At 37.0% G+C, this 25,896-nt stretch carries 23 protein-coding genes; 2 read left to right on the top strand and 21 right to left on the bottom strand.

All coding sequences use genetic code 11. The features are described from left to right. Positions 1-279: 279 nt before the first annotated feature. From manA to rimP, 7 genes are all read right to left on the bottom strand, one after another. Entirely contained in the window at positions 280-1,227 is a 948-nt protein-coding gene (gene manA, locus QJV49_RS11535) for a mannose-6-phosphate isomerase, class I (protein WP_012897453.1), read from the bottom strand. 178 nt (positions 1,228-1,405) lie between these two features. Beyond that, complete coding sequence (rbfA, locus tag QJV49_RS11530) at positions 1,406-1,765, bottom strand: 30S ribosome-binding factor RbfA (RefSeq protein WP_003132494.1); 360 nt, start codon at positions 1,763-1,765, stop codon at positions 1,406-1,408. Between the two features lie 314 nt (positions 1,766-2,079). Continuing rightward, a complete protein-coding gene (gene infB, locus QJV49_RS11525) occupies positions 2,080-4,914 on the bottom strand; it encodes a translation initiation factor IF-2 (RefSeq protein WP_225511705.1) in 2,835 nt (944 codons plus the stop codon). Between the two features lie 20 nt (positions 4,915-4,934). Continuing rightward, on the bottom strand, positions 4,935-5,240 hold the full coding sequence (locus tag QJV49_RS11520) for a YlxQ-related RNA-binding protein (protein WP_058219726.1): 306 nt from the start codon (positions 5,238-5,240) through the stop codon (positions 4,935-4,937). Between the two features lie 2 nt (positions 5,241-5,242). After that, positions 5,243-5,569, bottom strand: a complete 327-nt coding sequence (gene rnpM / locus QJV49_RS11515; protein WP_225511704.1) for an RNase P modulator RnpM — start codon at positions 5,567-5,569, stop codon at positions 5,243-5,245. 164 nt (positions 5,570-5,733) lie between these two features. Beyond that, positions 5,734-6,882: a transcription termination factor NusA gene (gene nusA / locus QJV49_RS11510; protein WP_225511703.1), complete on the bottom strand. Its 1,149-nt coding sequence runs from the start codon at positions 6,880-6,882 to the stop codon at positions 5,734-5,736. Between the two features lie 164 nt (positions 6,883-7,046). Further along, complete coding sequence (gene rimP / locus QJV49_RS11505) at positions 7,047-7,520, bottom strand: ribosome maturation factor RimP (RefSeq protein WP_225511702.1); 474 nt, start codon at positions 7,518-7,520, stop codon at positions 7,047-7,049. A 273-nt stretch (positions 7,521-7,793) separates the two neighbouring features. Between rimP and QJV49_RS11500 the strand changes: the two genes are divergently transcribed. Together QJV49_RS11500 and QJV49_RS11495 are read left to right on the top strand one after the other, a co-directional pair. Continuing rightward, positions 7,794-8,213, top strand: a complete 420-nt coding sequence (locus QJV49_RS11500) for a CidA/LrgA family protein (protein WP_225511701.1) — start codon at positions 7,794-7,796, stop codon at positions 8,211-8,213. 2 nt (positions 8,214-8,215) lie between these two features. Then, complete coding sequence (locus QJV49_RS11495; protein ID WP_225511700.1) at positions 8,216-8,914, top strand: LrgB family protein; 699 nt, start codon at positions 8,216-8,218, stop codon at positions 8,912-8,914. A 50-nt stretch (positions 8,915-8,964) separates the two neighbouring features. Here the strand turns inward: QJV49_RS11495 and QJV49_RS11490 are convergent, their stop codons facing one another. From QJV49_RS11490 to trmB, 14 genes are all read right to left on the bottom strand, one after another. After that, positions 8,965-9,693 (bottom strand): LPXTG cell wall anchor domain-containing protein, encoded by a 729-nt coding sequence (locus tag QJV49_RS11490; RefSeq protein ID WP_225511699.1) that lies wholly within the window; start codon positions 9,691-9,693, stop codon positions 8,965-8,967. Then, a complete protein-coding gene (locus QJV49_RS11485; protein ID WP_225511698.1) occupies positions 9,693-10,964 on the bottom strand; it encodes a class C sortase in 1,272 nt (423 codons plus the stop codon). The genes QJV49_RS11490 and QJV49_RS11485 overlap by 1 nt, the downstream gene beginning before the upstream one ends. A 42-nt stretch (positions 10,965-11,006) precedes the next feature. After that, positions 11,007-12,992 carry a SpaH/EbpB family LPXTG-anchored major pilin gene (locus QJV49_RS11480; RefSeq protein WP_225511697.1) on the bottom strand — a complete coding sequence of 662 codons (1,986 nt, stop codon included), beginning with the start codon at positions 12,990-12,992 and terminating at the stop codon, positions 11,007-11,009. Next, complete coding sequence (locus tag QJV49_RS11475) at positions 12,989-17,164, bottom strand: KxYKxGKxW signal peptide domain-containing protein (protein WP_225511696.1); 4,176 nt, start codon at positions 17,162-17,164, stop codon at positions 12,989-12,991. Before QJV49_RS11475 ends, QJV49_RS11480 begins: the two co-directional genes overlap by 4 nt. Before the next feature lie 433 nt (positions 17,165-17,597). Beyond that, entirely contained in the window at positions 17,598-18,170 is a 573-nt protein-coding gene (locus QJV49_RS11470) for a WxL protein host-binding domain-containing protein (RefSeq protein WP_281449135.1), read from the bottom strand. 42 nt (positions 18,171-18,212) lie between these two features. Next, on the bottom strand, positions 18,213-18,692 hold the full coding sequence (locus tag QJV49_RS11465; RefSeq protein WP_225511695.1) for a DUF916 domain-containing protein: 480 nt from the start codon (positions 18,690-18,692) through the stop codon (positions 18,213-18,215). 30 nt (positions 18,693-18,722) lie between these two features. Beyond that, positions 18,723-19,571, bottom strand: coding sequence for an Rgg/GadR/MutR family transcriptional regulator (locus QJV49_RS11460; protein WP_225511694.1), 849 nt, complete (start codon positions 19,569-19,571; stop codon positions 18,723-18,725). A 107-nt stretch (positions 19,572-19,678) separates the two neighbouring features. Further along, positions 19,679-20,989, bottom strand: a complete 1,311-nt coding sequence (der, locus tag QJV49_RS11455; protein ID WP_225511693.1) for a ribosome biogenesis GTPase Der — start codon at positions 20,987-20,989, stop codon at positions 19,679-19,681. Between the two features lie 105 nt (positions 20,990-21,094). Further along, positions 21,095-21,721: a pentapeptide repeat-containing protein gene (locus QJV49_RS11450; RefSeq protein WP_225511692.1), complete on the bottom strand. Its 627-nt coding sequence runs from the start codon at positions 21,719-21,721 to the stop codon at positions 21,095-21,097. Continuing rightward, positions 21,718-22,440, bottom strand: a complete 723-nt coding sequence (locus QJV49_RS11445) for an NADPH-dependent oxidoreductase (RefSeq protein WP_225511691.1) — start codon at positions 22,438-22,440, stop codon at positions 21,718-21,720. Before QJV49_RS11445 ends, QJV49_RS11450 begins: the two co-directional genes overlap by 4 nt. Beyond that, positions 22,433-23,314: a primosomal protein DnaI gene (gene dnaI, locus QJV49_RS11440; RefSeq protein WP_225511690.1), complete on the bottom strand. Its 882-nt coding sequence runs from the start codon at positions 23,312-23,314 to the stop codon at positions 22,433-22,435. Before dnaI ends, QJV49_RS11445 begins: the two co-directional genes overlap by 8 nt. After that, positions 23,314-24,483 (bottom strand): replication initiation and membrane attachment family protein, encoded by a 1,170-nt coding sequence (locus QJV49_RS11435; protein WP_225511689.1) that lies wholly within the window; start codon positions 24,481-24,483, stop codon positions 23,314-23,316. Before QJV49_RS11435 ends, dnaI begins: the two co-directional genes overlap by 1 nt. Before the next feature lie 173 nt (positions 24,484-24,656). After that, positions 24,657-25,103, bottom strand: coding sequence for a transcriptional regulator NrdR (nrdR, locus tag QJV49_RS11430; RefSeq protein WP_225511688.1), 447 nt, complete (start codon positions 25,101-25,103; stop codon positions 24,657-24,659). A 116-nt stretch (positions 25,104-25,219) separates the two neighbouring features. Then, on the bottom strand, positions 25,220-25,876 hold the full coding sequence (gene trmB / locus QJV49_RS11425) for a tRNA (guanosine(46)-N7)-methyltransferase TrmB (protein ID WP_225511687.1): 657 nt from the start codon (positions 25,874-25,876) through the stop codon (positions 25,220-25,222). Positions 25,877-25,896 lie beyond the last annotated feature (20 nt).

Below are 25,896 nucleotides of genomic sequence, written 5' to 3'. Positions count from 1 at the left end.
ATCAACTTATCCCCTGATTTATTATTCTATTTTTTCTTTCTCGCAAGATGAACTCAATTTGTTTTTATATTGCAAATGGTTTTCTGTATCAAATTATATTATTTTTTAGAATGATTTGCAAGTAATAATTTTTAGAAAACGTCATCATTACTCAATTTTTATAAAAATATTAGTTTTTGTCAGTAAAAGTTGCCTTTTTAAACTACTGACAGAAATAAATTCAACAAAAAAAGTTACTGACATAAAATTTAAAGTTTTCATCAGTAACTTTTGATTTAATTAGGCAGGATTGCTGGCAATAATTTCTAATTGACCAGACAAGTTCCATTTTTCAATGTTGCTTGGTAAGATGAAATGAGCTCCTTTTTCAACTGGATATTCATTTCCATCAACTGTTAATTTCCCTTGACCATCAAGTACAGAAACTAAAGTGTAATCAGCAACTTTGGTAAATTCATGATCACCATGAATTTGCCATTTATAAACATCAAAGAAATCTGATTTCACAAGAGTTGTAATTTCTGCATCAGCAAATTTTTCAGTTTTAACTTGATTTTCAGGAACTTTGTCGCCCGGAATATTCAATACATCAATTGATTGTTGAATATGTAATTCACGCAGATTTCCTTGGTCATCTTTGCGGTCGAAATCATAAACACGGTAAGTTGTATCAGAGGATTGTTGTGTTTCAAGAATAACAATTCCAGCACCAATTGCGTGCATTGTTCCTGACGGAACATGGAAGAAATCTCCTGTTTTCACTTTTACCTTGCGTAACAAATGATCCCAATCACCAGATTTAATCATTTCTGCTAATTCTTCACGTGATTTAGCATTATGTCCATAGATAATTTCAGCGCCTGGTTCAGCTGAAATAATGTACCAACATTCAGTTTTTCCAAGTTCACCTTCATGTTTTTGTCCATATTCATCATCTGGATGAACTTGCACAGAAAGCCAGTCATTGGCATCTAAAATTTTAGTTAATAAGGGAAAAACTTCTTTTTTACTATCACCAAACAATTCGCGGTGACTTGCGTATAATTGGTCAAGTTTTTGACCTTTAAATTCGCCATTAGCAATTGTTGACACACCATGTGGATGAGCAGAAATAGCCCAATATTCACCAACTTTGTCTGATGGCAAATCATAGCCAAACTCTTTCAAATGGTCGCCGCCCCAGATTTTTTCTTGCAAAACTGAGTTCAAAAACAATGGTTCTTTCATAATTTCCTCCAAATGAGCAGATTTTATTCGCTTTCATTTCACAATGTCTATTATATCACAAAATTTATCTAGAACAATTCTGTCAGTATTTTTATGACAAAAAAAGTTACTGACAGAACTGTCAGAATGTATTCAACCTAAAGAATACACTCAATTTTTTCGTCAGTAACTTTTTTAATTAATATTCTGATTTATTGTTAAGCCCACGAAGAAGCTCATCAATTTTTGAACCATATTCAACAGATTCATCTTTTGCAAAAGTTAAATCTGGAATTTTGAAAATGGTCATGCGTTTTGCCAATTCACTTTTGAAAAGTCCGGTTGCTTTTTTCAAAGCAGTTGCGGCTTTTTCATTATCTGAGGCAAGGTTTGACAAGAGGCTATAATAAACAGTCGCTTGACTCAAATCACCAGTCAATTGAACATCAGTGATATTTACATCTTGAACACGTGGATCACGTACTTTATTTCGTAAAATATCATTGATTTCGCGTTGAATTTCTACAGCGACACGGTCGCTACGAAAAGAATTTCCCATTTTCTCCTCCTATTTTTCGTTTAAAAATGTAGATAAATGATTTTTAAATCACTTTTCCACACCCCATTTAAAATGAGTAAAAGCTCCCAGAAACAATAAACTTAAATCAAATTCATCATTTTTAACCAGTCGCCCTCACCTTTTATCTAACTGAGTTCACCCTCTTAGAAGTCAGTGAAAATAGACAAAATGGAACCTACACTACGCGTAGAACCACATTTTCTGTCTACGCTGTCCATTATCGCTAAACCGCTAAAGCAGTTAGTCGAAGTGGCAATTTTCATAACTTCTGAACAGGGCTTCCTCACATCTTATTATTTACGTTCGATTTCAACCATTTTGTAAACTTCAAATGTATCATCAATTTCAACATCGTTGAAATCTTCAACCATCAAACCACCTTCTTGAGCATTTCCGACTTCTTTAACGTCATCTTTAAAATGTTTAAGGCTGGCAATAGCGCCGTCATGAATTACGACACCTTCACGAATGACGCGGACAGAAGCATCACGGGCAACTTTACCACGAATAACCATGAATCCGGCAATTGTACCAACTTTAGAAACGTTGAATGTTTCGCGAACAATTGCTTCACCAATGATTTCTTCTTTGAACTCAGGATCAAGCATTCCACGCATTGCTGTTTCAACTTCTTCAATCACTTTATAAATGATGCTGTGTAAACGAATATCAACTTCTTCTTGGGCCGCTTGTTCACGTGCAAGACCAGTTGGACGAACATTGAAACCAATGATAATCGCATTTGATGCTGCAGCAAGTGAAATATCAGACTCTGAAATTGCCCCCACAGCTGAATGGACGATATCAACTTTCACACCTTCAACTTCAATTTTTTGAAGTGAAGCAGCAAGCGCTTCTGCTGAACCTTGTACATCCGCTTTGATAATAATGTTAACAGATTTAGTTTGACCTTCTTTAAGTGTATCAAAGAGATTATCCAAGTTAACACGACGTGTATTTTGGCGTTTAATCAATTGAGCACGTTTTGCACGTTCTTCCCCAGCTGCACGAGCTGCTTTTTCATCTTCAAATACTGCAAAGTGATCTCCGGCTTGTGGCACGTCAGAAAGACCAGTTAATTCAATTGGAGTTGATGGACCAGCTTCTTTAATCCGACGTCCGAGGTCATTTGTCATTGTACGAACACGACCATACGTGTTTCCGACAACAATTGGATCTTGAACATGAAGTGTTCCTTGTTGTACCAAGAGAGTTGCGATTGCCCCTTTACCTTGGTCAAGACGGGCTTCAACAACAGTACCAATAGCACGAACAGTTGGGTCAGCCTTAAGTTCTTGCACTTCTGCCACAAGAAGAACTGTATCTAACAATTCATCAAGATTTTGGTTAAATTTAGCCGAAATTTCAACGAATTCTGAACCATTTTCTGGATCCCAAGCTACTGGGAAAACACCGTGTTCAGTCAATTCTTGTGTTACACGTTGTGGATTTGCACCTGGTTTATCAATTTTGTTGATTGCAACAATAATTGGCACCCCAGCAGCTTTAGAGTGGTTGATTGCTTCAATTGTTTGTGGCATTACACCATCGTCAGCAGCAACAACAAGGATTGTAATATCTGTGACAGAAGCACCACGAGCGCGCATAGAAGTAAAGGCTTCGTGACCTGGCGTATCAAGGAAGGTAATCTTTTTACCATTTGATGTAATTTGGTAAGCTCCGATATGTTGAGTAATACCGCCAGCTTCACCTTCAGTTACACGAGATTCACGGAAACGGTCAAGCAAAGTAGTTTTACCATGGTCTACGTGCCCCATGATTGTTACAACAGCTGGACGTTCTACCATTTTGTCTTCGTTGAGATAACCTTCTTCAACAAAGAGACGCTCAATATCAGATTTATCTTCTTCAACTTTTTTGACTGGTGTTACACCATAATCCATGAGAATTAATTCAATTGTATCTTCATCAAGTGATTGGTTTTGGTTGACCATTGTTCCCATCATGAAGAGTTTTTTGATAATTTCAGCTGGTTCGCGTTTGATTGATTTAGCAATATCTTGAACATTCATTCCTACTTCATATTCAAGACTTTCTGGCAATTCATGGAATTTACGTTGGGTTGCTGGAACACTTGAAGATTGGTTGTTTTGATAACGACCTCGACCACCTTTTTGGTTCCAGTTTGAGTTACGTGCATTACGTACTTGATTACGATTATCATTTACACGAAGTGGTCCACCTTTACGGTTACCATCTTTTGTATTATCACGATTGTTGTCAGATTTTTTACGATCGCGGTCACGACGATTTGTTTTACCTGAAGTAGCTGGTACAAATGAATCTGATGCTGGTGCGCTACCTGATGAAGCAAATCTGTCACGTTTTTGACCTTGATTTTGCCCTTGACCAGATGAACGATTCTTATCATAATGGTTTCCACCTTGTCCATTCCCATTTTGGTTAGGACGGCGATTATCATTACGATTATTTCGGTCATTACGATTTTTGTCGAATTTTTTCTTTTCAGGACGGGCAGCTGCCTGTTCTTTTTTGATATCTTCGGCACGTTTAATAACTTTGATTTGAATTCTTGGTTTTTGAGTCAATGATTTTTTCTTTTCTTCAGTAACAACTGGTTCTTTTTTGTCAGCAACATTTTCTGGTTTTACTTCAGCTTTTGGCGTTACTGGTTTAACTTTTGATTCTACTTTTTCAACCTTTTGTTCAGTTTTAGCTTCTATTTTTGGCTCAGCCTTAACTTCAGCTTTCGGTTTTTCTTTAGCAACAGCATGCTCAGTTGATTTAGCTTCTACTTTTTCAACTTTAGCTGCTTTTTCAGCTTCTTCTTTAGCTTTAATTCTTGCTAAAATTGCAGGATCTTCAACAACTGCTTTCCCAGCAAAAGTACGTGGGTGATCTTCTTTATTTTTCTTAGCCGACTCAGCAGCTTTTGGCTGACTTTTTTTAACAGGTTTTTCAGCAACTTTAGCAGGTTGGTCAGTGCCTGTTTTTACACTTTGAATGATTTTTTCTGCTTGCTCTGCTGTTACAGAACTTGAATGTGATTTCACTTCAAAACCCAGAGTTTGAGCTGCCGAAACAAGTTCAGCATTTGTTAATCCAGTTTCCTTAGCAATTTGGTTTATACGTTTTTTATCAGACAATCTTTGTCCTCCTTATATCATCAATTGTTCATGAGGCTCTCCATTTTCTTTGCAAATCCATCGTCCACAAGTGCAATAACCTTGCGATTTTGTCCTATGGCGTGCGATAATTCAATTTCTGTAAAGAGTGTTGAGACAGCAATCTCATAATAATTTGATTTATCAGTAATTCTTTTACTCAAATTTGCTGCGGCATCATTGGCAAGAAAGACTAATGTGGCTTTACTATTTTGAATTGACTTAATCACCAATTCTTCACCACTAATAATCTTTCCTGCTCGTTTTGCAATTCCTAGTAAATTTGAAATTTGTTGTTTTTTATCCATCTTTAGTCGTAGTCCGGCGCTAAATCAGCGGAATAAGTTGCAGATTCAAGTTCTCGTCGAGCAACAAGGTGTTCAACATAAGTGATTAATTCATCATAAAACTCATCAGCAATTTTAGTTTGAAAAGCACGATCAAAAACGCGTTTTTTCTTAGCTTCTCTTGCTTCTTTATTAAAAATAGCAATATAAGCTCCGCGTCCATGTGCTTTACCAGAAGGGTCAATTGAAATTTCTCCCTCTTTATTATAAGCAATCCGTAACAAATCCTTTTTTGGAAATTGTTCATTCGAGACTAAAGATTTTCTCATTGGAATTTTTTTCTGTTTCATCGAAAATCCTCAAAATTTCTGTTGAAAAAATGACTAACAGCCAATTTTTTGACCACTAAATCTTAGCCATTTTACTGACAGACCTATAAAAAAGAAATTCTCAGCACCTTTGTACTTTTCCTACTCTTTTATTTTCTGTCAGTAAATTTTCAAGCTTTTAAAATTTATTCTTCACTTTCGCTAACTTCAGGTGTTTCAACAACTTCTTCAACTACAAGTGTTTCATCAACTTCAGGTGTTGGAATTTCTTCCCCATCTTCACCCACGAATTCATAATCATCCAGATTGAATTCATCAGCAGCTTTAATATCAATTTTGCTGTTTGTAACATGTGCAGCAAGACGAACATTTTGTCCGCGTTTACCAATGGCAAGTGACAATTGGTCACGCGCAACAACTGCTAAACTTGAACCGTCAGCAGTAATCAAAACTTGTTCAATACGAGCAGGTTTTAAAGCATTGGCAACAAGTGTTGCTTTATCTTCTGACCATTCAATGATATCCATTTTTTCACCCGCAAGTTCGCGAATGATTCCTTGGATACGTGAACCTTTAGCCCCAACCATTGTACCAATCGCATCAACATTTTCATCATGACTTTGAACGATGACTTTAGCACGGTCTCCAGCATCACGAGCAATTGATTTGATTTCAACAGTTCCATCAAAAACTTCAGGAATTTCTTTTTCAAACATGCGTTTAAGCATATCAGGCGCAGTACGTGAAATGAAGACACGAGTTCCTTTTGGAGTCAAGACAACATCAGTAACATAAACTTTTACACGGTCTCCCACATGGAAGTTTTCTTGTGGAATTTGATCTTTCTTAGTCAAAAGCGCATCAACGCGTCCAAGATTTACATAAACGGCACGAGCATCAACTTTTTCAACAGTTCCTTGGATGATTTCATCTTTGTAACGGCTATATTCGTTATAGATAATTGTACGTTCTTCTTCACGCATTTTTTGCATGATAACTTGTTTAGCAGCTCCAGCAGCAGTACGAGCAAAATCTTTTGGTTTTTCTTCAAACATAATTTTGTCGCCAATTTCATAGTGAGGATTTAATTCATGGGCATCCTCAAGTGAAATTTCAAGACGACTATCGAAAACTTCATCAACAACTTCTCGAGTTGAATAAACATTGAAGTTTCCTTTCTTTTCGTCAAAGATAACTTTAACATTTTGTGCTTGACCATATTGACGTTTGTAAGCTGCTGTAATAGCTTGCTCAATCGCTTCAATAACAATCTCAGATTTAATTCCTTTTTGCTCTTCTAACATTGCAAAGGCGTTCAGCATTTCTTTGCTCATTTTTTTCTCTCTTTCTTTTTATAAGAAAATTTCATTTTTAATATAAGCTAAGTTCGACTACCTTGAATCAAGGAAGTTTTACATTTTCGCCTAACTCAAGGAAATCGAACTCAGCTTCTAATTATTGATTCTCTTTAGAAAAATCAATAAATCCTGTCATATCTTTAAAATTTAACCATCGTTTGTGCTTTTGCAACAGCAGATAAAGGAATTTCAATATTTTTATGACGGGTCTTATCCAAGACATCTACCACTAAAGTTTCTCCATCAAAGCTTACCAAATCACCAGTAATTTCTTTTTCATTATTGATTTTTTGATAAAGTTTAACGAAAATATACTCACCAACTGCACCCACAAAATGCTCAGCTTTACGCAAAGGACGTTCAGCTCCTGGACTTGCAACTTCTAATAGATATCCTTCTGTTGGAAATGGATCTGGACTAATCGTATCAAGTAAAGGTGAAATGATTTCACTCAACTCAGCCGTTTCATCAATTTCGATTCCGCCTTCTTTATCCACTAGAATTGAAAGCATCATATCTCCACCAAATTTTTCCCATTCAACTGCAAAAAGTTCAAAAGGTGCTGGAATATGAGGTTTAATGAAATCTTCTACAATTTTTACAACATCATTCATAGGCAATTCTCCTTTCATCAAATAAAAAGTTGAAGTCAACTTCTATTTTAAAAACACAAGAGAAGGAGCGCTCTTATGAACGCTCCTTTCTATTAGTTTATTTATATTTATTATAACACGTTCCGAGCAAATGTCAAGTAGGCTTTTTTAAATTTTTTTCAAGCTTATTTTCATCAATAGAATACCAGTTTATCCTTGAAAATCGCTATATCAAGGAGTACAATTAAAAATGTTATAAAAATTATTTAAGATTAACTTAGGGAGTTAACAAATATGAAAATCTACCTGCAATTATTAATCATTTTTGGCTTTAGTTTTGTCGGAAATGTTATTTCAAACCTCTTTCATTTACCAGTTCCTGGGCCTATTATTGGTATGATTCTTCTTTTTCTAGCCCTGCAATTTAAACTTCTACAATTTCGCCATGTCGATGAAGCAGGTAGTTTTCTTATTAATAATATGACCATTTTGTTTCTCCCCGCTGGTGTAGGAATTATGGCCAAATGGAATTTAATTAGTCACTTCTGGGCACAAATCCTTCTTATCGTTATTGGTGCACTCATTATCAATATGTTAATCTTAGGTAAAGTTGTTGAATGGATTAAAGTTAAATTTGAAGGTGATTATGTATCACTCGAACCCGAACAAACTACTAATCCTTCTGTTGAAAACCAAGAAATGGGAGCAAATTAAACATGAATATTATTACTAGTGATCCTCTTTTTGGACTTGTACTAACAATCCTCGTCTTTATGATTGGAGTGAGAATCAATGAAAATATACGTCAACCTTGGACCAATCCACTCCTTTTTTCTACTGTTGTTATTATTCTTATCCTCGGTTTAGCTCATATTCCTTATAAAAACTATTACGTTGGGGGTTCAATCATCAATGATTTGATTGGTCCAAGTACTGTTGCCCTTGGTATTCCACTCTATAAAACTTTCCATTTAATGAAGCACCATGCACGCTCAATCATCAGTTCAATAGCCATCGCTGCCCTTCTTAACTGTATTTTTACAGCAATTTGTGCCAAATTTTTTGGTCTTAGCAAACTTGCCTCTCTATCAATTTTTCCAAAATCAGTTACGACTGCAATGGCAATGGGGATTTCAGATAAAATGCACGGCGTTGAACAAATCACTGTTGTAGTCGTGGTTGCTACCGGTATTCTAACCAGCGTTCTTGGTGGTCCCCTCTTGAAACTCTTCAAAATCAAAGATCCAGTTGCTCAAGGAATTGCTCTTGGGGGGACAGGCCATGCCGTTGGAACAGGAACTGCAATTGAGCTCGGTAAAACACAAGGTGCTATGGCTGCTCTCAGTATTGGAGTGACTGGTATTATGTATGTTATCTTTGCCCCACTCGTTGCTAAAATTATCTTAGGCTACTAGCAAAATCAAAAAAATAAATAAAAACGCTGAACTTTCTGTTCAACGTTTTTTTATTTACTTTCTTCTTCCCCCCTTTTATTTTTCTTAATTAAGAATAATAAGAAAAGTAATATGAAACCACTTAGCATTAAAAGAAAGGAATTAACCGCTCCGGTTTTTGGTAACAAGCCTAATACTTTCACCTTATCATTAAGATTTTCTCCTTTAGGAATCTCGATCGGTTTAGGACTTGGTTCTTGAGGTTTTGGTTTCTCCTTTGGTGGATTTACCTCACCTTTATCTACACTTGATTTAGGGTAAAGATAGACGTGACTAAGACTAGCAACTGGAAATTTCACAGCCAATGCTGGAGCCGCCTTTGTAAGTCCTTGTGCGCTATTGGCTTGTTCTTCAATCAGATAATAACCATCCGCAAGTGAAAGTGAAACTTCTCCATTATCATCTGTCACAAAATCACCTACTTCTTTCAAAACACTATAACTTGATTGAGGAGGATTTATCGCTGTCAGCTCTGAACCATCTCCGCTAGGAACTATTTGATAAATCAGATAATGTATATCTGCTACCACAGATAATTCATTTCCCAAATTATCTAAAGGAAGATTATTAATTTCTAAACCATTATTAGTAGTCTGACTCTCGCTAAAACCAGTCGCTCCAGGGCTAAGCCCATATTTAACAATTGTTAAACGACTGTCAGCAAAAGTCTGATAAGCGCTTAAACTCATAATCATAAGAAGAATAAATAGCAAACTTTTAATTAATCTTCTATTTCTCATCACTTTTCACCTCCTCCTTTCTTCAAAGTTTTTATATATTTCAAATGTTCCAATGCTTCTTCTGACTTCAAAACATACTGCATCACCTTTTTATCAGTAACTGCCGTTGGTCCTACAACAAGAGCATGTTTTTTATCGCCATATCCTTGTTTTTCATTGATATAACGTACCCAGTTTTCCGTTTTTTCCTTAAATATCCAACGAGAAAGCTGGTTGGCTTTTTTCAAACGATAAACGTTTAAGACTAATTGTTCGGGATTTAATTGCTCCCGTTCTGCCAAATCAGCCAACCAGAGTTTGGCTATTTTTTTAGAGTTAGTTAGATAAAAACCTTCTCCAAACTCCCCAGTCATTTGTCCATCTGCTAGTGTTGGTTTTTCTAGTTTCTCAACAGCCACTTGGTATAAAGAATTTCTCAAACCTAATAACCACCATAAAAGATATAAAATCCCTACAAGTCCTAAAGCACCCGAACCAGACATGACCCAAAAATTATAGCCAAATCTATTTCTTTGAATTTTTTCTTGGGGACTGACTTTTGTCAAAGCTGTTCGCTCACCAGTAACAAGCAAACGTTTATTATTAATACCGGTCGGATAACAAGTAACTAAAGTAACCAAATCCTTACCCTTTTCGATACTTAATGAAGACACTTGATTGGGCGCCACGACTCGAATGTCATTTACTTTATACTTTAAATTTAAGTTCAAAACATGAAGATAGAAGACATCACCAGTTTTCAATCTATCAAGATTAGTAAATAAAGTATCATTCACACGACCTGAGTGAGCAGGCAAGACAGCATGGCTATTTATTCCCCCAATAGGTAAAGAGGATTGCGGAACATGACCAACACCCAAAGCTAAAGTTTTTTCTGAATCTCCATGATAAATAGGGACATTATTAACATTAATCTGTGGAATTGTGATAAAACCCATCATACCTGAATCATCAACCTTTAAAACATTATTGTAATTCGGAAAAGGTTTATTCCAAGGGATATGTTGACTCGCATCATAAATATATTCATTATAAAGTTGAGCATTGTAAAATTGAGCCTGTTCAAGCAGTTCTTTGACTCTTGAAGTCCCGATAGTTGATAGACGTTCATCATATTGCTGAACTGATTTAGCATTTTGTTGACCTGCTAAATAATTCACAACAATCGGATAGAAAAGTAGACTGATTGCAAAAATAAATAGCAGACTGCTCAACAAATTTCGCAGCAAATAACTTTTTGGTCGAGAAGTTTTTGGTTTATTTCTTGCCATTATTTTCCTCCTCTATCCACCATTAGACTATCTTATATTTTGTTATTTCACCACTTCTTCTTCATTGCCTTTACGACGTTTGATTGTAAAAGCAACTATTCCTGAGACTGAAGCGATAGCGATAATACCTGCTAATCCTTCACCACCAGTAAATGGAAGTGCAAATGGTTTGCTATTGGTAATCGTTGTATCTGTTGCTTGTGGTGTTGTACTTGCCTTAACTGCCCCCGTCAAGTTAGCGGCTGTTGAAACGTTAGGTAATTGGTAACCACTTGGTGCAGCAACTTCGACAAGATAATAGTTGCTTGTATTACTTACATCCGTATCAGTATCGACCAAATTCAAACCATTAAAAGTTGCAATTCCGTCAGCTCCAGTCGTGAACGTGACTGGGCTTGTAGCAGTTGTACTCGCATTACCACTTGTATCACCAGTAACAAATCCTGCATTTGATGTCGTTAAGTTTGTTACTGTTCCACCAGTTGCCGAATTATTAAAGTAAGCACTATTTGCTTCAACAAAAGCTTGTGCATCGGCAATATTATCTGCACGAACGACTGTAAAAGTTGCCCCTTTCAAAGCTGCATTAGTTGAAGCATCAGTTTTAGTCATTTCTACTCCACCAACATTCAGCGTTGACTTAACAGCTGCACTCGTTGATAAGTCCGCACCATAAGCATTGACAATATTTGTCGTAGCAGAGTCAGTAGCTGAACCAACTACAGCTGTTTTAACTGTTGTAGGAATTACAATGTTTAGTGCTCCATCAGCATTATCCAGCAAAGTTGCCACATGTTTCTGACCGACAGCTGTCAAAGTAACCGTGATTTTACCATTGCTATCATTTGTAACTGTATAATCTGTGGTTGGAGTCAATGTTCCAACACTAGTTCCGCTACCATTATTAACATTCACAATGACAGTGCTATCTGTTACACTTGAACTATCTACTAGCTTATTTGGAAGTTGGTCGGTGACAACATAAGTACCAGTCACTCCTGTTGTTCCGTCGCCATTACTTGTTTGTGAGGAGTCAAAGACAGTATTAATATTCCAGTTAACAGTGTTCCCAGCTGCTGCAGTTGTCGTATTTTGGTCATCTTTATTGGCAGTCCAAGTTCCGTTGACAAAATTTTCATTTCCATCATTACCATCAGCATTTTTCAATGTTTGAAGCGCAGTTGTTGATTGACTTTGTGAGCCATCTGGCAAAAGATTGTTTGGTGTCTTTCCGTTGTAGTTATCATCTGCATTAGTTGTTACCACATCACTCAAGAAAGCCGAACTTGACATATCAAGTTTTGGATAAACATTGACAATACCAGCTTGGCTATCCTCAAGATTGACTTGCACGATGAAATCCCCTACGGTTGTAATCCCATTAACGGTTGTTACTTGGTGGAAAAGATAATAACCGTCGCTCAAGCCTGTAAAATCAGCAAGGCCTTTAGCATCTGTAAGAGCTGTAACTTTTGCTCCAGAAAATGCTGAATCTGTCACACCAGTTGGAACGCCTGTTCCTGTGTACTTTGTTGCCGAGAAGGTTACATTTGCCATAACACTAGGAGTTGAACCTTCAAGACTAGATTGTTGGCTTCCGTCATTCTTCGTTGAGCCAGTGTTTCCCGCTTGGCCACCTGTTTGGTTGTTAGCAACACCCGTGTCTGGATTGGTTCCGTCATTGTTTGTAGTACTCGCTGTATTACCAGCAGCAGATTGAGCATAAATAGCGACTTCGCCATTTGAAACTTGGTCAGCAACCTTTGTTGTTTTGGCATTTACGTTTGCAAGCCCACCAAAGCCAGCAAGCGTAGTGAGGGCAAGTAAACTTACACTTGCTAGTGCAAATTTCTTATTAAGTGAATTGAGTTTCATTTGTTTATCTCCTATTTTTAAAATTAAGATTGAGGTTATGATTTTTGAAGTTAGAGATTTACTGACAAGTTCAAAATTGGATTTTTTACTTTCACGCTCCCTAAATGCACCTTTTTTTAAAAGAGGGGGTAACTTACTTCTAAAATTTTTCATTTTTTATCTTCCTCCTTCTCATCAAAAGTTTCTTGTTCTTCTTGATTCTTTTTCTTTTTTAAACTAATAGCCCCAATACCAGCTACTGTGGCGACAAAGACAATCCCTGCCAGACCTTCACCTCCTGTAAAAGGTAAATCAAAGGGAGGTAAAACAGTCAAACGAGTCACTGCTGTGGTATTGATTGCTTCGCCATTATTAATACTGTAATCAGGGAAATAGTTCACACCATTAATCTGATTTTGCGTGACATTGGTCGAAGTCGTATAATCTGTAAAGAGGGCAGTGCCCATGCTATCTAAGCCATCCCCATTTTCTCCACTTGTAGGCAATTGATTGAAGAAAGCGATGAGATTTGCTGTACTTGCTGTCAGATTTTGGTTACTTAACCAAGTTTGATAAGCAAGGGTTCCTGCTTTGTTTAAGGTATAGTAAGCCACAAGATAATTTCCTGCTTTCAGACTATTGACTGCGAGGTTAGGGTCAAGTGCATCGATTGGATTACCGACATTTGTCGTCGCGTCTATCGAACTTCCACCAATATAATTTCCTGTGCCTGACCAGTCAATATTTGCTTCTTGAATGGTCATGATGACATTATTTGTTTGACCATTCACTGTTGTGTCATTACTGTTAGTCGTATTATCAAAGTTATTTGAACCGGTCAAATCATTCAGGGGATGATAAGTATTGCCTTGCATGATTGTCGTATCCAAGTTGGCAGAAAGTGCCGTTTGGTCATTTGCTACTAAGACATTGATATCGGCATTAGTAATGTCATTGCCTGCTGCTGTTGAGCCAATCAAAGTGCTTGAGATGACAGGATATTTTGCTTTAAGAGCTGCAAAGGTTGGGAAAATTGTTTCACCATTATCGGGGTCAGTCGCCAGAGAATTCCCATTGACATCTTGTCCTGTTTTATCATAAGTAATCTCGTAACCTTGAATAAAAGTTCCCGCAGGGAGCGTATCAGGAATTCCATATTTACCCATGACCCAATTAGAGAGATTACGCAAGGGTGCGCCAGTTTGTGGTGCAACCAATTGCCCCGCATAATCTCCGACGCCTTTATCTGTAAGACTTACAACATACGAAGGTTTGGTTCCGTCTGGCAAAATATAGGACCAGGTTTGCTTGTATGAATTTGCTTGAACAGCGGTGCTATAGTTATTTCCTGTGGCACTAAAGCTTGGATAAGCCCGTTGCAACAACTGCTGAATAGTAAAGTTTGAAAGAGCAGCCGTAGCCGGCGGGATATTGACTTGTAAATAACTTCCATCAGCATTAAAGATGACTAAGCTGTAATAAACATTTGCATTTAGTGAAGCAACATTTGAAATTGTTGATGCGGAACTGAGCGTTGGATAAGAAGTGGTAGTTCCAGTAATTATGCCATATGCAGTTGTTCCTAAAGATTTTGTTGTCAATGTGGCTTGTGCAAATGTTCCTGAGGTAAATTTTAGATTTGAGAAAGTCAGCCCTGTTGGTGTCGTCATTGCATTTGAGACAACCCCTGCCGGCAGACTTGTAATAGTAGCCGCTGCAGTTACTGGTGCGACAAGACTATAACCAGCTGGAACTGTTCCCCAGCTAGAAGGGAAAGTGATAGCTGTTCCTGCTGCACCACTAGGAAGTTGATAAGTGGCAGGTAAACTTCCTTGAAGTTGCCCCGCATTTCCATTTGTTCCTGGTGTATTATTTGCCCAAACGTCATTTAGACTTCCGGTGAAAGTTTGTGCGAGATTAATAACAAATTGGTTATTACTATTAGTCACCACATAAGGGGCTGCACTTGTGCCTGAACCTGTGGTCGTTGTAGTCGTAGAAATCGTACTATCACCGTAAGGGAAAGCCAAACCAAGTGCTTGAAGGAGCGCTGTATTAGCATTAGTTGAGAGGGCTGTTGGATAAACTGACGTATTTGACGGTACAGGATTTGCACCAACATTCTGATACTTAACCGTAAAGGTCTGGGTGCTGGCCCCACCAGCAACTTCAAGACTCACACTCCCAGCGCTGGCTGCTGTAGGTGCGGTATAGTTGGTGACTTTATCATAGTTTGTCCCATTAGGCGCTGTGATTGAGCTTAAAACCGTCCCTACCGGAACGGTCACCGCAAGCTTACTATCAAGGGTTGCAGTATAAGTCGTGCCTGATTGACTCCAGTTGCTTGCGTTTCCTAAACCAAGGGGCTGACCAAAGCCACCGGGAAGTGAAATATTGGCTGGTAGGGCAGGTTGTGAGCCGTTTGTTGCGCCACTATAAGCGTAAGTAATAGCTGGAGTTTCTTTATTTGCTTCAAGATAAATCCCAAATTGATTGTTGAAAGTGCCTGATATTCCTGTATTGAAACCGGGGTCTGCGCCATTGACATCAAGCATTGTTCCGCCTGCCTTATCAATCGCCGCTTGCTCTAATCCCGCGGTTGTTGCGGGGTAAGCACCGTTTGCGGTTTGGGTAATATCTACCCAATTCGTCCCAGAGGGAGTGGTAGATTGGACACTTCCGGGATAGTAAAGGTAAGTGCCATTGACCTCTTTCATGGCTGCGACATGATAACCAGCGGGGACATTAATGGTCGGTGCGGTGATTTTATCACCGAAATTTCCGGTTTGGGAGAGTGAAGTTAAACTTCCCATATAAGCGCCATAAGTATTGAATGCCCAGTTGTAAGTCCACCAGACTTTTGCTGGGTCAGGGGCATAGGCAACGGTCAGGACATTCGGATTTGTTGTTCCTTGGATAAAGTTTGTGACCTGTTGAGAGGCAGTGGTCTGTGTTGAAGTAACCGGATAGGTCGGCGTTCCTTGAACAATCGACTGAATCCCAGTAAATCCTGTCGGAATTGCTGTCGGTGTGTTATATGTGTAAGTATCAGTAGTATTTGCACCCGTTTTTGCGACTCCAATCGTGTCATTAACATTGGCATTGATCAGACTTGGCGTCATCCCAGAGATAGGTAGGCCCGTTTTTGCATTGACATAGTTAACTTGGACTGGTTCTGTCCCTTTTTGTCCAGTAATACTTGCACCATTGAGCGAAACAGAGAGATTTCCATAGTTTCCTCCTGTCCCACCAACAAAACCGACTGTTAAGGAATTTTGCAGATTAATATGCGTCGTCAGTGTATAACCTGCTGAGCCACCATTGACGGCACTTGCTCCGATTAATGCACCATTACTCGTCGTTTGCGCCACTAAGTTAAAACTTAAAGTTCCTGAGGTATATCCTGTGCTTGCACTATTTGTGGCGTCTGGTGTCCAAGTCACGGTGACTGGTTCTTGAACAGTTGGGGTGACGAGAGAAGCTACTCCAAGCGTATAGTTTGTATCTGTAGCATAGGTATATGCTGTTCCGTTGGTAGTATTGGAATAAGCTGTAGAATAAGGCGCTGAACTCCCTAAAGAAGGATAAGTCGCTGCTTGTAATGTTCCAGTTGAATCTGTATTTCTTATGGCCATCACAACACCGGGACCATCAGTCCATCCATTAACGGTTGCTGAACCATCAATTCCTGTAAGCGAACCAGTATTAACATTTGAAAGATTAGAGTATAAATCTCGACCTAGAAAGACCGTATTAGGTAAACCTCTAATTCCCAAACCATCATTTGTTGCTTGAGATGATTGGGCATTGGCTGCCAACTGCGCTTTTGATGCTCCCGTTAAAATAATCCCTAAGGCATCACCTGATTTTGTAAAATCAGTTAAGGAACTTCCTGAATCAACTTTTATTGTCGATTTGATGGTAAAACCTGTTGCCGCAGAAATAGAAGAGACTGACCCATTGAAGATTCCAAGACCGACACTACTTTTTGTACTAGAAACCAAGTTAATCCAGTTACCGGAAAGAGTCCCAGTGCCATATAAGGCATAGCTACTTGAATTGGCAAACTCTGTTCCTGAGTAAGTATGCCCGCCTGTGTCCCAACCTGCCCCTGAGTTATTGTTGGCGTTGAGGGTTGCGGTAGCTGCTGTGGCGGCTTTTACTTTTATGGGAGCCAAGTTACTTTGATTTAAAAAAGGTTGTAAAGCTCCAGATATTGGGGCAAGCGTTAATGCTAGTGCTGCCGAACCATAGAGCCATTTTTTGCCCGATTTCCAAGTGCGGAAATGTGTGTTTTTTACTTCATGGCTCGTGACATAGCCTTTCTCATGTTTTGAACGATACATTTGTCTTATTCCTCACTTTCTATGTTAGTTATCTTTCTCATTCACAAAGTATTTTGCGTAGTAGAGAAGCGAGCATTAAGAATAAAACTCTTTATCTTGCTCTAATTTTAACATTGCTATTTTATTTCGTAAAGTTAAACGAAAGCAACTTTTTTAATGTAATCAAAATCTTTTTGCTAATGTAATATTCCCTTTTCTTTTAAAAAATGATTTTCTAACTTAGAACTTCTTTTAGACAAGTCCTTTAACAGCGCGTATTTTTTAGACTAAAATAAAAAAAAAAAAAAAACGTTCATTATTTAGAACGGTTTTTTTATGTCTTTTTCGCTGAAATCTTTTGGTAATATTATCTTGACTTTAGTTAAATCAAACTTTTCTTAAATTTATCTTATTAAAAAGCTTAGCGTAAATTCTGTTTATTTTTTTATGAAATTTAATTTTTCTCTTGGTGCTTTTTTAAAGATTTAAAAATTAAGTAAAAGATTGTCGATATTAAGAAGATAATGATTGTCCATTCAATGATAATCACCCAATTGAACGTCAAATTAAGTTCTTCAGCTTTTTTTATTTTTGAAACATTCGCTTGTTTAGCTGGCACTGTAAATCTTGAAGCAAGCTCCCATTTGTCATCATAGTTGGTCGTTTGCTGATTAAGACTAGTTTGATAGATTCCATTAGGGGATTTTTCACCATAAACTAAGAGCTTTAGCTGATAGTGACCTGATTCAAGAGGATTTCCTTTTTGATTATCAAAACCCAAATTTGAAAGTGGTAGTGCGAGTGTGAAGCTTGAATCAGGTGCCATTTCCATAGCAGAATTATCATAAGCATCTTTGAGGGAGGAATTATCAGTTTTGGTGATCACTGCATGCAAATTCATCTGCTTAAGATAAGTTTTTGAGCGATTGGTTAGATTGATAAGTAAGACCTGTTTTCCATTAATCTGGTCTGTGCTTACTTTTCCTAAACTTAAATCTGGAGCAACTTTTGCTAGTGAATTTTGCACAATAAGAGCAAAGGTATAAGCATAGTTATTTTGGATGCTATTTTATTTTTGATGACGATTAGTTGACTCTTCTTCAAAGTTAAATCCACCTGCAAGTATTCCTTGAAAACTTTCCTTAGGCATCGTTAGCTTTGCTTCTAGAATGATACTTTCCTTAGACTTCAAGCTCACTGTCGAAGGAAGTGTCACTCTTTTTTGTAAGTCAGTACTTAAGCTCGGTTCAATTTGATGATTTGGGGCTTTATAACTGACCGTTCCCAAATTTGTCGTAAAAGCATTACCAAAACTTGTCTTTATAGAGAGCGCTCGATTGGAGTGATTGGTGAGTCGAAAAGAAAGTTTTTGAGTTGCTTGAGGTGCTAGGAGGAGGTTAAAATAGCCAAGATCTTGTCCAAGCTGATTTTCTCCTATTAGCGGTGTAACAGAAAAATCTGAACCTTCTTGGGCCCAAACAGGATGAGCACTTCCAATTACTAGTAAGAAACTAATGAAAACAGCTAGAGCTAACTTTACTTTTTTCATCTCTTCTCCTTCTTCTCAAATTTAAGGCTTTCATTTATTAAAGTGGTTCTTTCTAAAAATTCTTTTGTCATACTGCATTTTTAAAGTTTTACGAAAGTCTTCAGCACCTATTTTTTTTAGAAATTTGAGTGTATCCAAAAGTTGATTTTTCCCTTTTTTTTCATCAATGTAAAAATAGATGTAAAATGATTCGGCATAATTGATGATTACACGACTCATCACATCTCCAGGCATAAAATAAGATCGAGAAATATCAAGGACTTCTTTTGCTTTATTCTGATTTCCACTATCGATATAATGTAGAATGACCTTATAGAGGAAGCGATAAATTAGGACACGATAGTACAAATCCTTCTCATAATATATTTTATTAAACAAAAGGTCATCTAAAATATATGAAATCTGAGTATCGCTAAGCTTATCTCCAATATTTGCAAGCAATGAGAGTTCAAAAAGTCCCCAAAATTGAATTCCTTTAAGATAATCTTCAATTTCACCGATTTCATCGGCTGGCAAATGCTGGTAAAGCCCCTTTGCCGAATAGGCTAATAATTTCTGTTCCTTTGTTCCATTGCTATTTTCTTGATAGATTTCTTGGAGTTGCTTAATATTCCGTTGATAATAGGCTTTTTCAATCTCATCAAAAATAGAAGTATAACTATCTTGTTCCCCATTATTAATCATCAAACTATAGTCTAGCGGAGAAACGTTCATTTTTTGGAGTGCAAAGTCAAGTCGGTCAAAAGAGAGCATGCTTTTACCGTTCTCAAAATTTGAGAGGGTAGATTTTGCAATCCCCAGTTCTTCAAAAGCTGAAAGTGAAAAACCGTGTTGAATTCTGAGGTCGTGGAAGGCTTTTCCGTATTTAAAATAGACCATTTAATCTTCTTTCAATTAAATTAATTTTTTTAATAGTATATTTCAAATTTAAGATTTTTGCAATTATTTTGCATAAAAAAAAACACTGATAAAATCAGTGAATTTTTTTATTTACGTTTACGTGCAATAAAATGAACTGGTGTTCCTTCAAAAACAAAGGCTTTACGGATTTGATTTTCGAGGAAACGAAGGTATGAGAAGTGCATGAGTTCTTCTTCATTGACAAAAACAACAAAAGTTGGTGGTTTAATCGCTACTTGTGTTGCATAGAAAATCTTCAAACGTTTTCCTTTGTCCGTCGGAGTTGGATTAATCGCTACAGCATCCATAATGACATCATTCAAAACAGAACTTGAAATCCGTAAGTTTTGTGCATGATGAATTTCTTTAATCATATCTGGGAGTTTATTCAGACGTTGTCCTGTTTTAGCAGATACATAAACGATTGGCGCATAATCGAGGAATTTGAACTTTGTCCGAATTTCTAATTCAAATTTTTTCATTGTATCGTTATCTTTTTCAAGGGTATCCCATTTGTTGACAACAATCAAGATTCCTTTACCAGCTTCATGAGCAAATCCAGCGATACGCATATCATATTCACGAATTCCTTCTTCAGCGTTAATCACCATCAAAACGATATCTGAACGGTCAATGGCACGCATGGCACGCATGACTGAGTATTTTTCAGTATTTTCGTAAATTTTTCCTGATTTACGCATTCCGGCGGTATCAATCATGACAAATTCTTGGTCTTCAGAATCGACAAAGTGTGTGTCAATCGCATCACGAGTTGTTCCTGCAATTGGACTAGCAATTACGCGGTCTTCGCCAAGAATAGCATTAATAAGAGATGATTTCCCAACGTTTGGGCGACCAATCAAGCTGAACTTGATGACATTCTCATTTTCTTCTTCAATTTCATTAGGAAGATTTTGGACGATTGCATCAAGGACATCCCCTGTCCCAATCCCGTGAACGGCTGAAACAGGATATGGATCACCAAGTCCGAGTGAATAGAAGTCAAAGATTTCCATACGACGTTCTGGGTTATCGACTTTATTGACAACAAGAATAACTGGTTTATCTGTACGATAAAGAATATTAGCAACGGCTTCATCGGCATCTGTAATACCTGTTTCTCCGTCGACAACAGCGATGATAACATCTGCTTCGGTCATGGCAATTTCGGCTTGCGCACGAATTTCAGTCATGAAAGGTTCGTCTGAAAGTTCAATCCCACCGGTATCGATGATGTTGAATTTACGGGTTAGCCATTCTCCTGTGGCGTAGATACGGTCACGAGTTACACCTGGAATGTCTTCGACAATTGAGATGCGTTCTCCTGCAATACGGTTGAATATCGTTGATTTTCCGACATTTGGACGGCCAACGATGGCTACTGTAGGTAAGCTCATATTTTTATTTCTTTCTTTGTTTACTTATTGGATAAAAAATCATAATAGTGAAGGAGTTTATAATCCATAGACTATATAATTTTAGACTTGGGTTTCGAGGTTAATTTAGATAATTTCAATGCCAAACAGGCTAGTAAAAAATGGGGCTTGACTAAGACTTATCTTCATATTTTTAGCGAGTTGAGGTGTAACTTCCATGCGTTCAAATTGATTTGTAGAAAAATCAATTCCTGCTAATGCTGTTTCCCAAAAATTTGCTGCTTCTAATTGATTTTTCAAAAGTTCCACATTCTTAAAATTACAGGCAGTAAAGAAGGTTTCCTTGGCTTCATTTTCTAAAAAACGGACTGACTTTAAGGTAGAACCCGAAAAATTTGCATAGGTCAATAAATTTTCTGTGAATTGGACATCTTGTAAATGGCTTTCAGTAAAATCAATTCCTAGCAATTTGCAGGATTTAAAGATTGAGCGATAAATGCCAATTTTATTGAAGTTTAAATTGGAAAAATCACATTTTTCAAAAAGGCAATCTGTAAATTCACTGATCGTATTGTCAGTAAATTCAAAGGTTGTGTTTTTGAAAGAACATCCTGAAAAAATAGTTCTTTGATTGATTGTCAAAGTTTCATCTATAAATTCTGCTTGATAAATTTCTCCATCAATAAAATCTTGACTTGTGGCTACTTGATAGGTGGCTGGAAGTTTTGGTTCTAAGATTTTCTTTAATTTCACAGTAATTTTTTCGCCTTTAAATTCTCTGTTGAGGCTGAAATTTCTGGTTGGCCCCACTGGTCAACAATTCGTTCAGACCATTTATTTAAACGTCTATTTCCAGCATATTCTTCTTGAACTTGGTCATATTTTTCAATAGTTTCAGTCGTTTGCTCAAGGTATTTTTCTTTAAAAGCTGTCGCTTCCAAAGGAAGACGTGGTTTTACTTTGTTCAAACGTGCGGCTTTACCGAGCGCAATGCCAAAAATAGGATAAGTATAATCTGGCAAGTTCAAGACTTTAGAAATTTCTGAGGATTGGTCTCGAATTAAGCCAACCATCACTCCGTTGTAACCTAAAGATTCCGCTGCAAGAAGCGCATTTTGCCCAGCTGTTGCAGCATCAACTGATGTAATCAATAAGCTTTCAATTCCTTGCGGTTGGAAATTTCCTTGGTGCAATTCGACTGCCTTTTGGGCACGATTCAAATCGCCAACAAAAACTAAATATGCTGCACAATTTTTGATTGATTTTTGTGGTTGAAATTCATAAATCGCATCTTTTTGAGCTTGTGATTCTACAACAATCACAGAATATGATTGAAAATTTTTCCATGTTGATGCCATTTGAGCAGCTTTTAAGATTTTTTCTAAATCTTGAGGCTCAATGGCTTCTTCTGTAAAATTTCTAACCGAAGTGTGATTCATCATTAAATCAATCGTTTCGTTTATTTCAGTCATGACGTCTATTCGTCCCCTCTAATCGCATTTCTTCTGCTAAATATTTCACACGTTCCATAACACGTTTTGCTGGCCAAATTTCATCAGCTCGCTTGGTTTCGGCTAAATGCTGTTCTAATTCTTCCATTCTTAAATTTGAAGTGAAGAAAGTCGGGAGATTTTCTTGCATACGATGTTGTAAAATGACTTGTAAAATACTGTCACGAACCCAAGCGTTGTTTTGCTCTGCCCCAATATCATCCAAAACTAAAACTTGACTGGCTTTTATTTCATTGACCCAGACTTTGGCATTGTCAAAATCTAAATCAGAAATAAAAGTAGGATAATGAAGAAGCGTGGTTGAAATTCCTTTTTTGGCTAATTCGTTTGCCATGGCCGCAAGCATGAAAGATTTTCCGACACCAAAATCACCATAAAGATAAAGTCCTTTTTTCTTGGGAAAATTGGTAATAAAATCAACTAGGGCTTGGTATGGTTTGATTCTTTGAACATCATCAAGGGCAATATCTGCCAAAGTGACTTGTTTTAAATCTTTTGGAAGTCCAATAATATTCACACGTCGCAAAAGGTTTTGAGCTGCTAGTTGCTGCGCCAATTCATTTGTCGTTTGATATGAAACATCAGCATAGCCGTGATTCATGATTAAAACAGGTTCATAACCGTCAGCTGCCCGTTTTTCACCTTTTTCAAATTTTTCATGCTCACGAACGTATTCATAAAACTTGGAGTAAGAGCGTTGAATTTCGTCAGAAGTCATTTGATGTTGGGCAATAAAAGCTTGCACATCAGCATTTTTTAATACTTCTGCGACTAATTTTTCAAAATTTTCACGGATGTCTTGACGTTTTCCTAAGATGTCTCCGATAGATTCCATTAATTTTGCTCTCCTTTCAGTTTTTTGAGAGAGTCAAGCCTTATTTTCTCAAGTTTTGCAAGTTCTTCTTGGCTTGTTTTATTTTCATAATCTGGATTTGACCATTTTGGTGCTTCTTTTTTGATTTTCATTGGTCTTTTTTCAGCTCCAGCTTTAGCAGCAGCTAATTCTTCTCGTTCCAAAATTCGTTTTACCGCTGTTTCAGCTGTAAATACATCATTTCTCATCCAGTCATTAGCCAAAGCATTTACAAAATTTGGATTTAACGACGCATTTTTTTGCTGTACTAAAACATAGTGAATCAAAATATTTTGGACTTCTGCTGGCAAATTTTGGCGACTTAAATTAGTTAAAAGCTTATGTTCTTCCGAACTGACAAAGCCTCCTGCTTGCGCTTTTATCTGTCGGATGAAATCATCTGGTTCATGAGATTTACTGATAACAATCAAATCGGCAAATGCTTTAGGAAAAGCTGAAAGTGCTGGCTGCGGTTGACTAGCTCCTGAAAGCCTTCTCATCAAATTATTCATATTCAAACTTTTATCAGCATTGGCTGTTTTTTCTGCTTGCTTGAATAATTCGTACCAATTGAGTTCAAATTTTTCTGCTAGTGAATAGAGCGTTAAGGAGTCTTGATTTTCATTATTTAAATGATAGCCTTGACGTTCCATAATACTTTTAAAGGCCCCCATATCAAAACGTTCATTTGTATTTGAAGGGTTTTGTTGAGCTTGTGAGTCAAAACTAACTTTATAAACTTCATGAAATTTCTTGGAAACTTCTTTTCCTTTTGGTTCCATTCTTTTAGCTAAAGCAGCTACTCGGTTTTCACCAATTCTTGAAATCAAAAGTTGTCTATAAAAATCATCTGCAAGGAAATTTTCAAAATTTAGCGGACTTTTTACTTCAAAATAAAAGCTGGTATGATCATCATAAACGCGAACTAATGATAAGCCAGATAATTTATCTAATGCTTCAATAAAAGGATTGAGGCCAAGATTTAGATATTCCAAAAAGTGAGAAATTCTTCCAGTAGAGAAGCTTAGCATTAACTGATAAAGTGCAAAGGCATCCGTGCCAATGATTGGTAAATAGAGCAGACGAAAAGCCTCAGCGTCAAAGCTGGTCTTTCCTCGATTAAGCATTGTAAATGAATCTCCTGCTCTCATTTTTTTTCCTCACTTTTTACTGACAGGAATATCAGCAAGCTGATATTTCTTTTCTCTGCCGATAAAATACTCCTTACTCAGTCGCATTTTACTGACAGAAAGTTCAGCGAGCTGATCTTTCTTTTATCTACCGATAAAATGCTCTCTATTCAGTCGCATTTTACTGACAGAATTTATTTTTTGGTAATATTTTTAAGGAGCTCTTCTAATTCACTGACATCTTTGAATGAACGATATACACTGGCAAATCTGATATATGTAATATCGTCCAAATCAGCTAATTCTTGCATCACAAATTCACCAATAACATCTGATTCAACTTCATTACTGTCTAGTTGACGAATTTTTCTTTCAACATTTGCAACTATTGTTTCAATATCTTCACTTGATACTGGACGTTTGTATGCTGACCGAACTAAACCACGAACAATTTTTTCACGATTAAAAGGTTCACGTTTATCATCTTTTTTGATGACTAAAAGGGGCATTTCTTCGATACGTTCAAAGGTTGTGAAGCGAAAACCACATGATTCACAAACACGACGACGGCGAATAGCATCTTCGGCTTGTCTTGAATCAACAACTTTTGATTCTTCAGAAGAACACTTTGGACATCTCATCTTATTCTCCTTATTATAGATAATAAATTCTTATTAATTTTACTGACAGAAAATTTGTTTAGTCTTTTTCATTCTGTCAGTAACTTTTTTTATTAATTTTAATGACAGAAAGCAACTTATTTATTTTTTGGTAAAAATTTTGCTTCTAATCGATAGATTACTTGACCTTTTTGTGAGAATTTTTGCTCATACTCGGTCATTACATTTTGCGGAGCAAATTCTTCGTCTTGGTGTAAATCTAGCCAAACTTTTTTAAGTTCCATGCCATAGTTAGCTAAGGAAACTAAGGAGTATTCAAACAATCCACGATTATCAGTTTTGAAATGAATTTCACCTTCAGGACGTAAAATCTTTTCATAAGTTGCAAGAAATGATTTATAAGTCAAACGACGTTTTTCATGGCGTCCTTTTGGCCAAGGATCAGAAAAGTTCAAATAGACTTGGTCAATTTCACCATCAGCAAAATATTCACTCAAAGCTGCTCCATCAACAAGCATCATTTGTACGTTTGGCAAATCTGCTTCAATTGCTTTATCTAGTGCATAAGATAAAACTGATAACTGCATATCAATTGCAATGTAATTTATTTCTGGATGAAGAGCTGCCATTCCTGTGATGAAAGCTCCTTTTCCACAACCAACTTCGATATGAATCGGATGATTATTTCCAAAACGTTCTGACCAACGCCCTTTAAAGTCTGCTGGATTTTCAACTACGATATGTGCGTTTTCAGCAAGCATTTCGCCTGCTCCTTTACGATTTCTGACGCGCATTTTTACCTCAATTTTTTAAT

The sequence above is a fragment of the Lactococcus sp. NH2-7C genome (assembly GCF_029953655.1).
GTDB classification, from domain to species: Bacteria; Bacillota; Bacilli; order Lactobacillales; family Streptococcaceae; genus Lactococcus; species Lactococcus lactis.
Note: the sequence above shows the minus strand (reverse complement) of the source record. Positions and strands in the feature narration are given on the sequence as shown.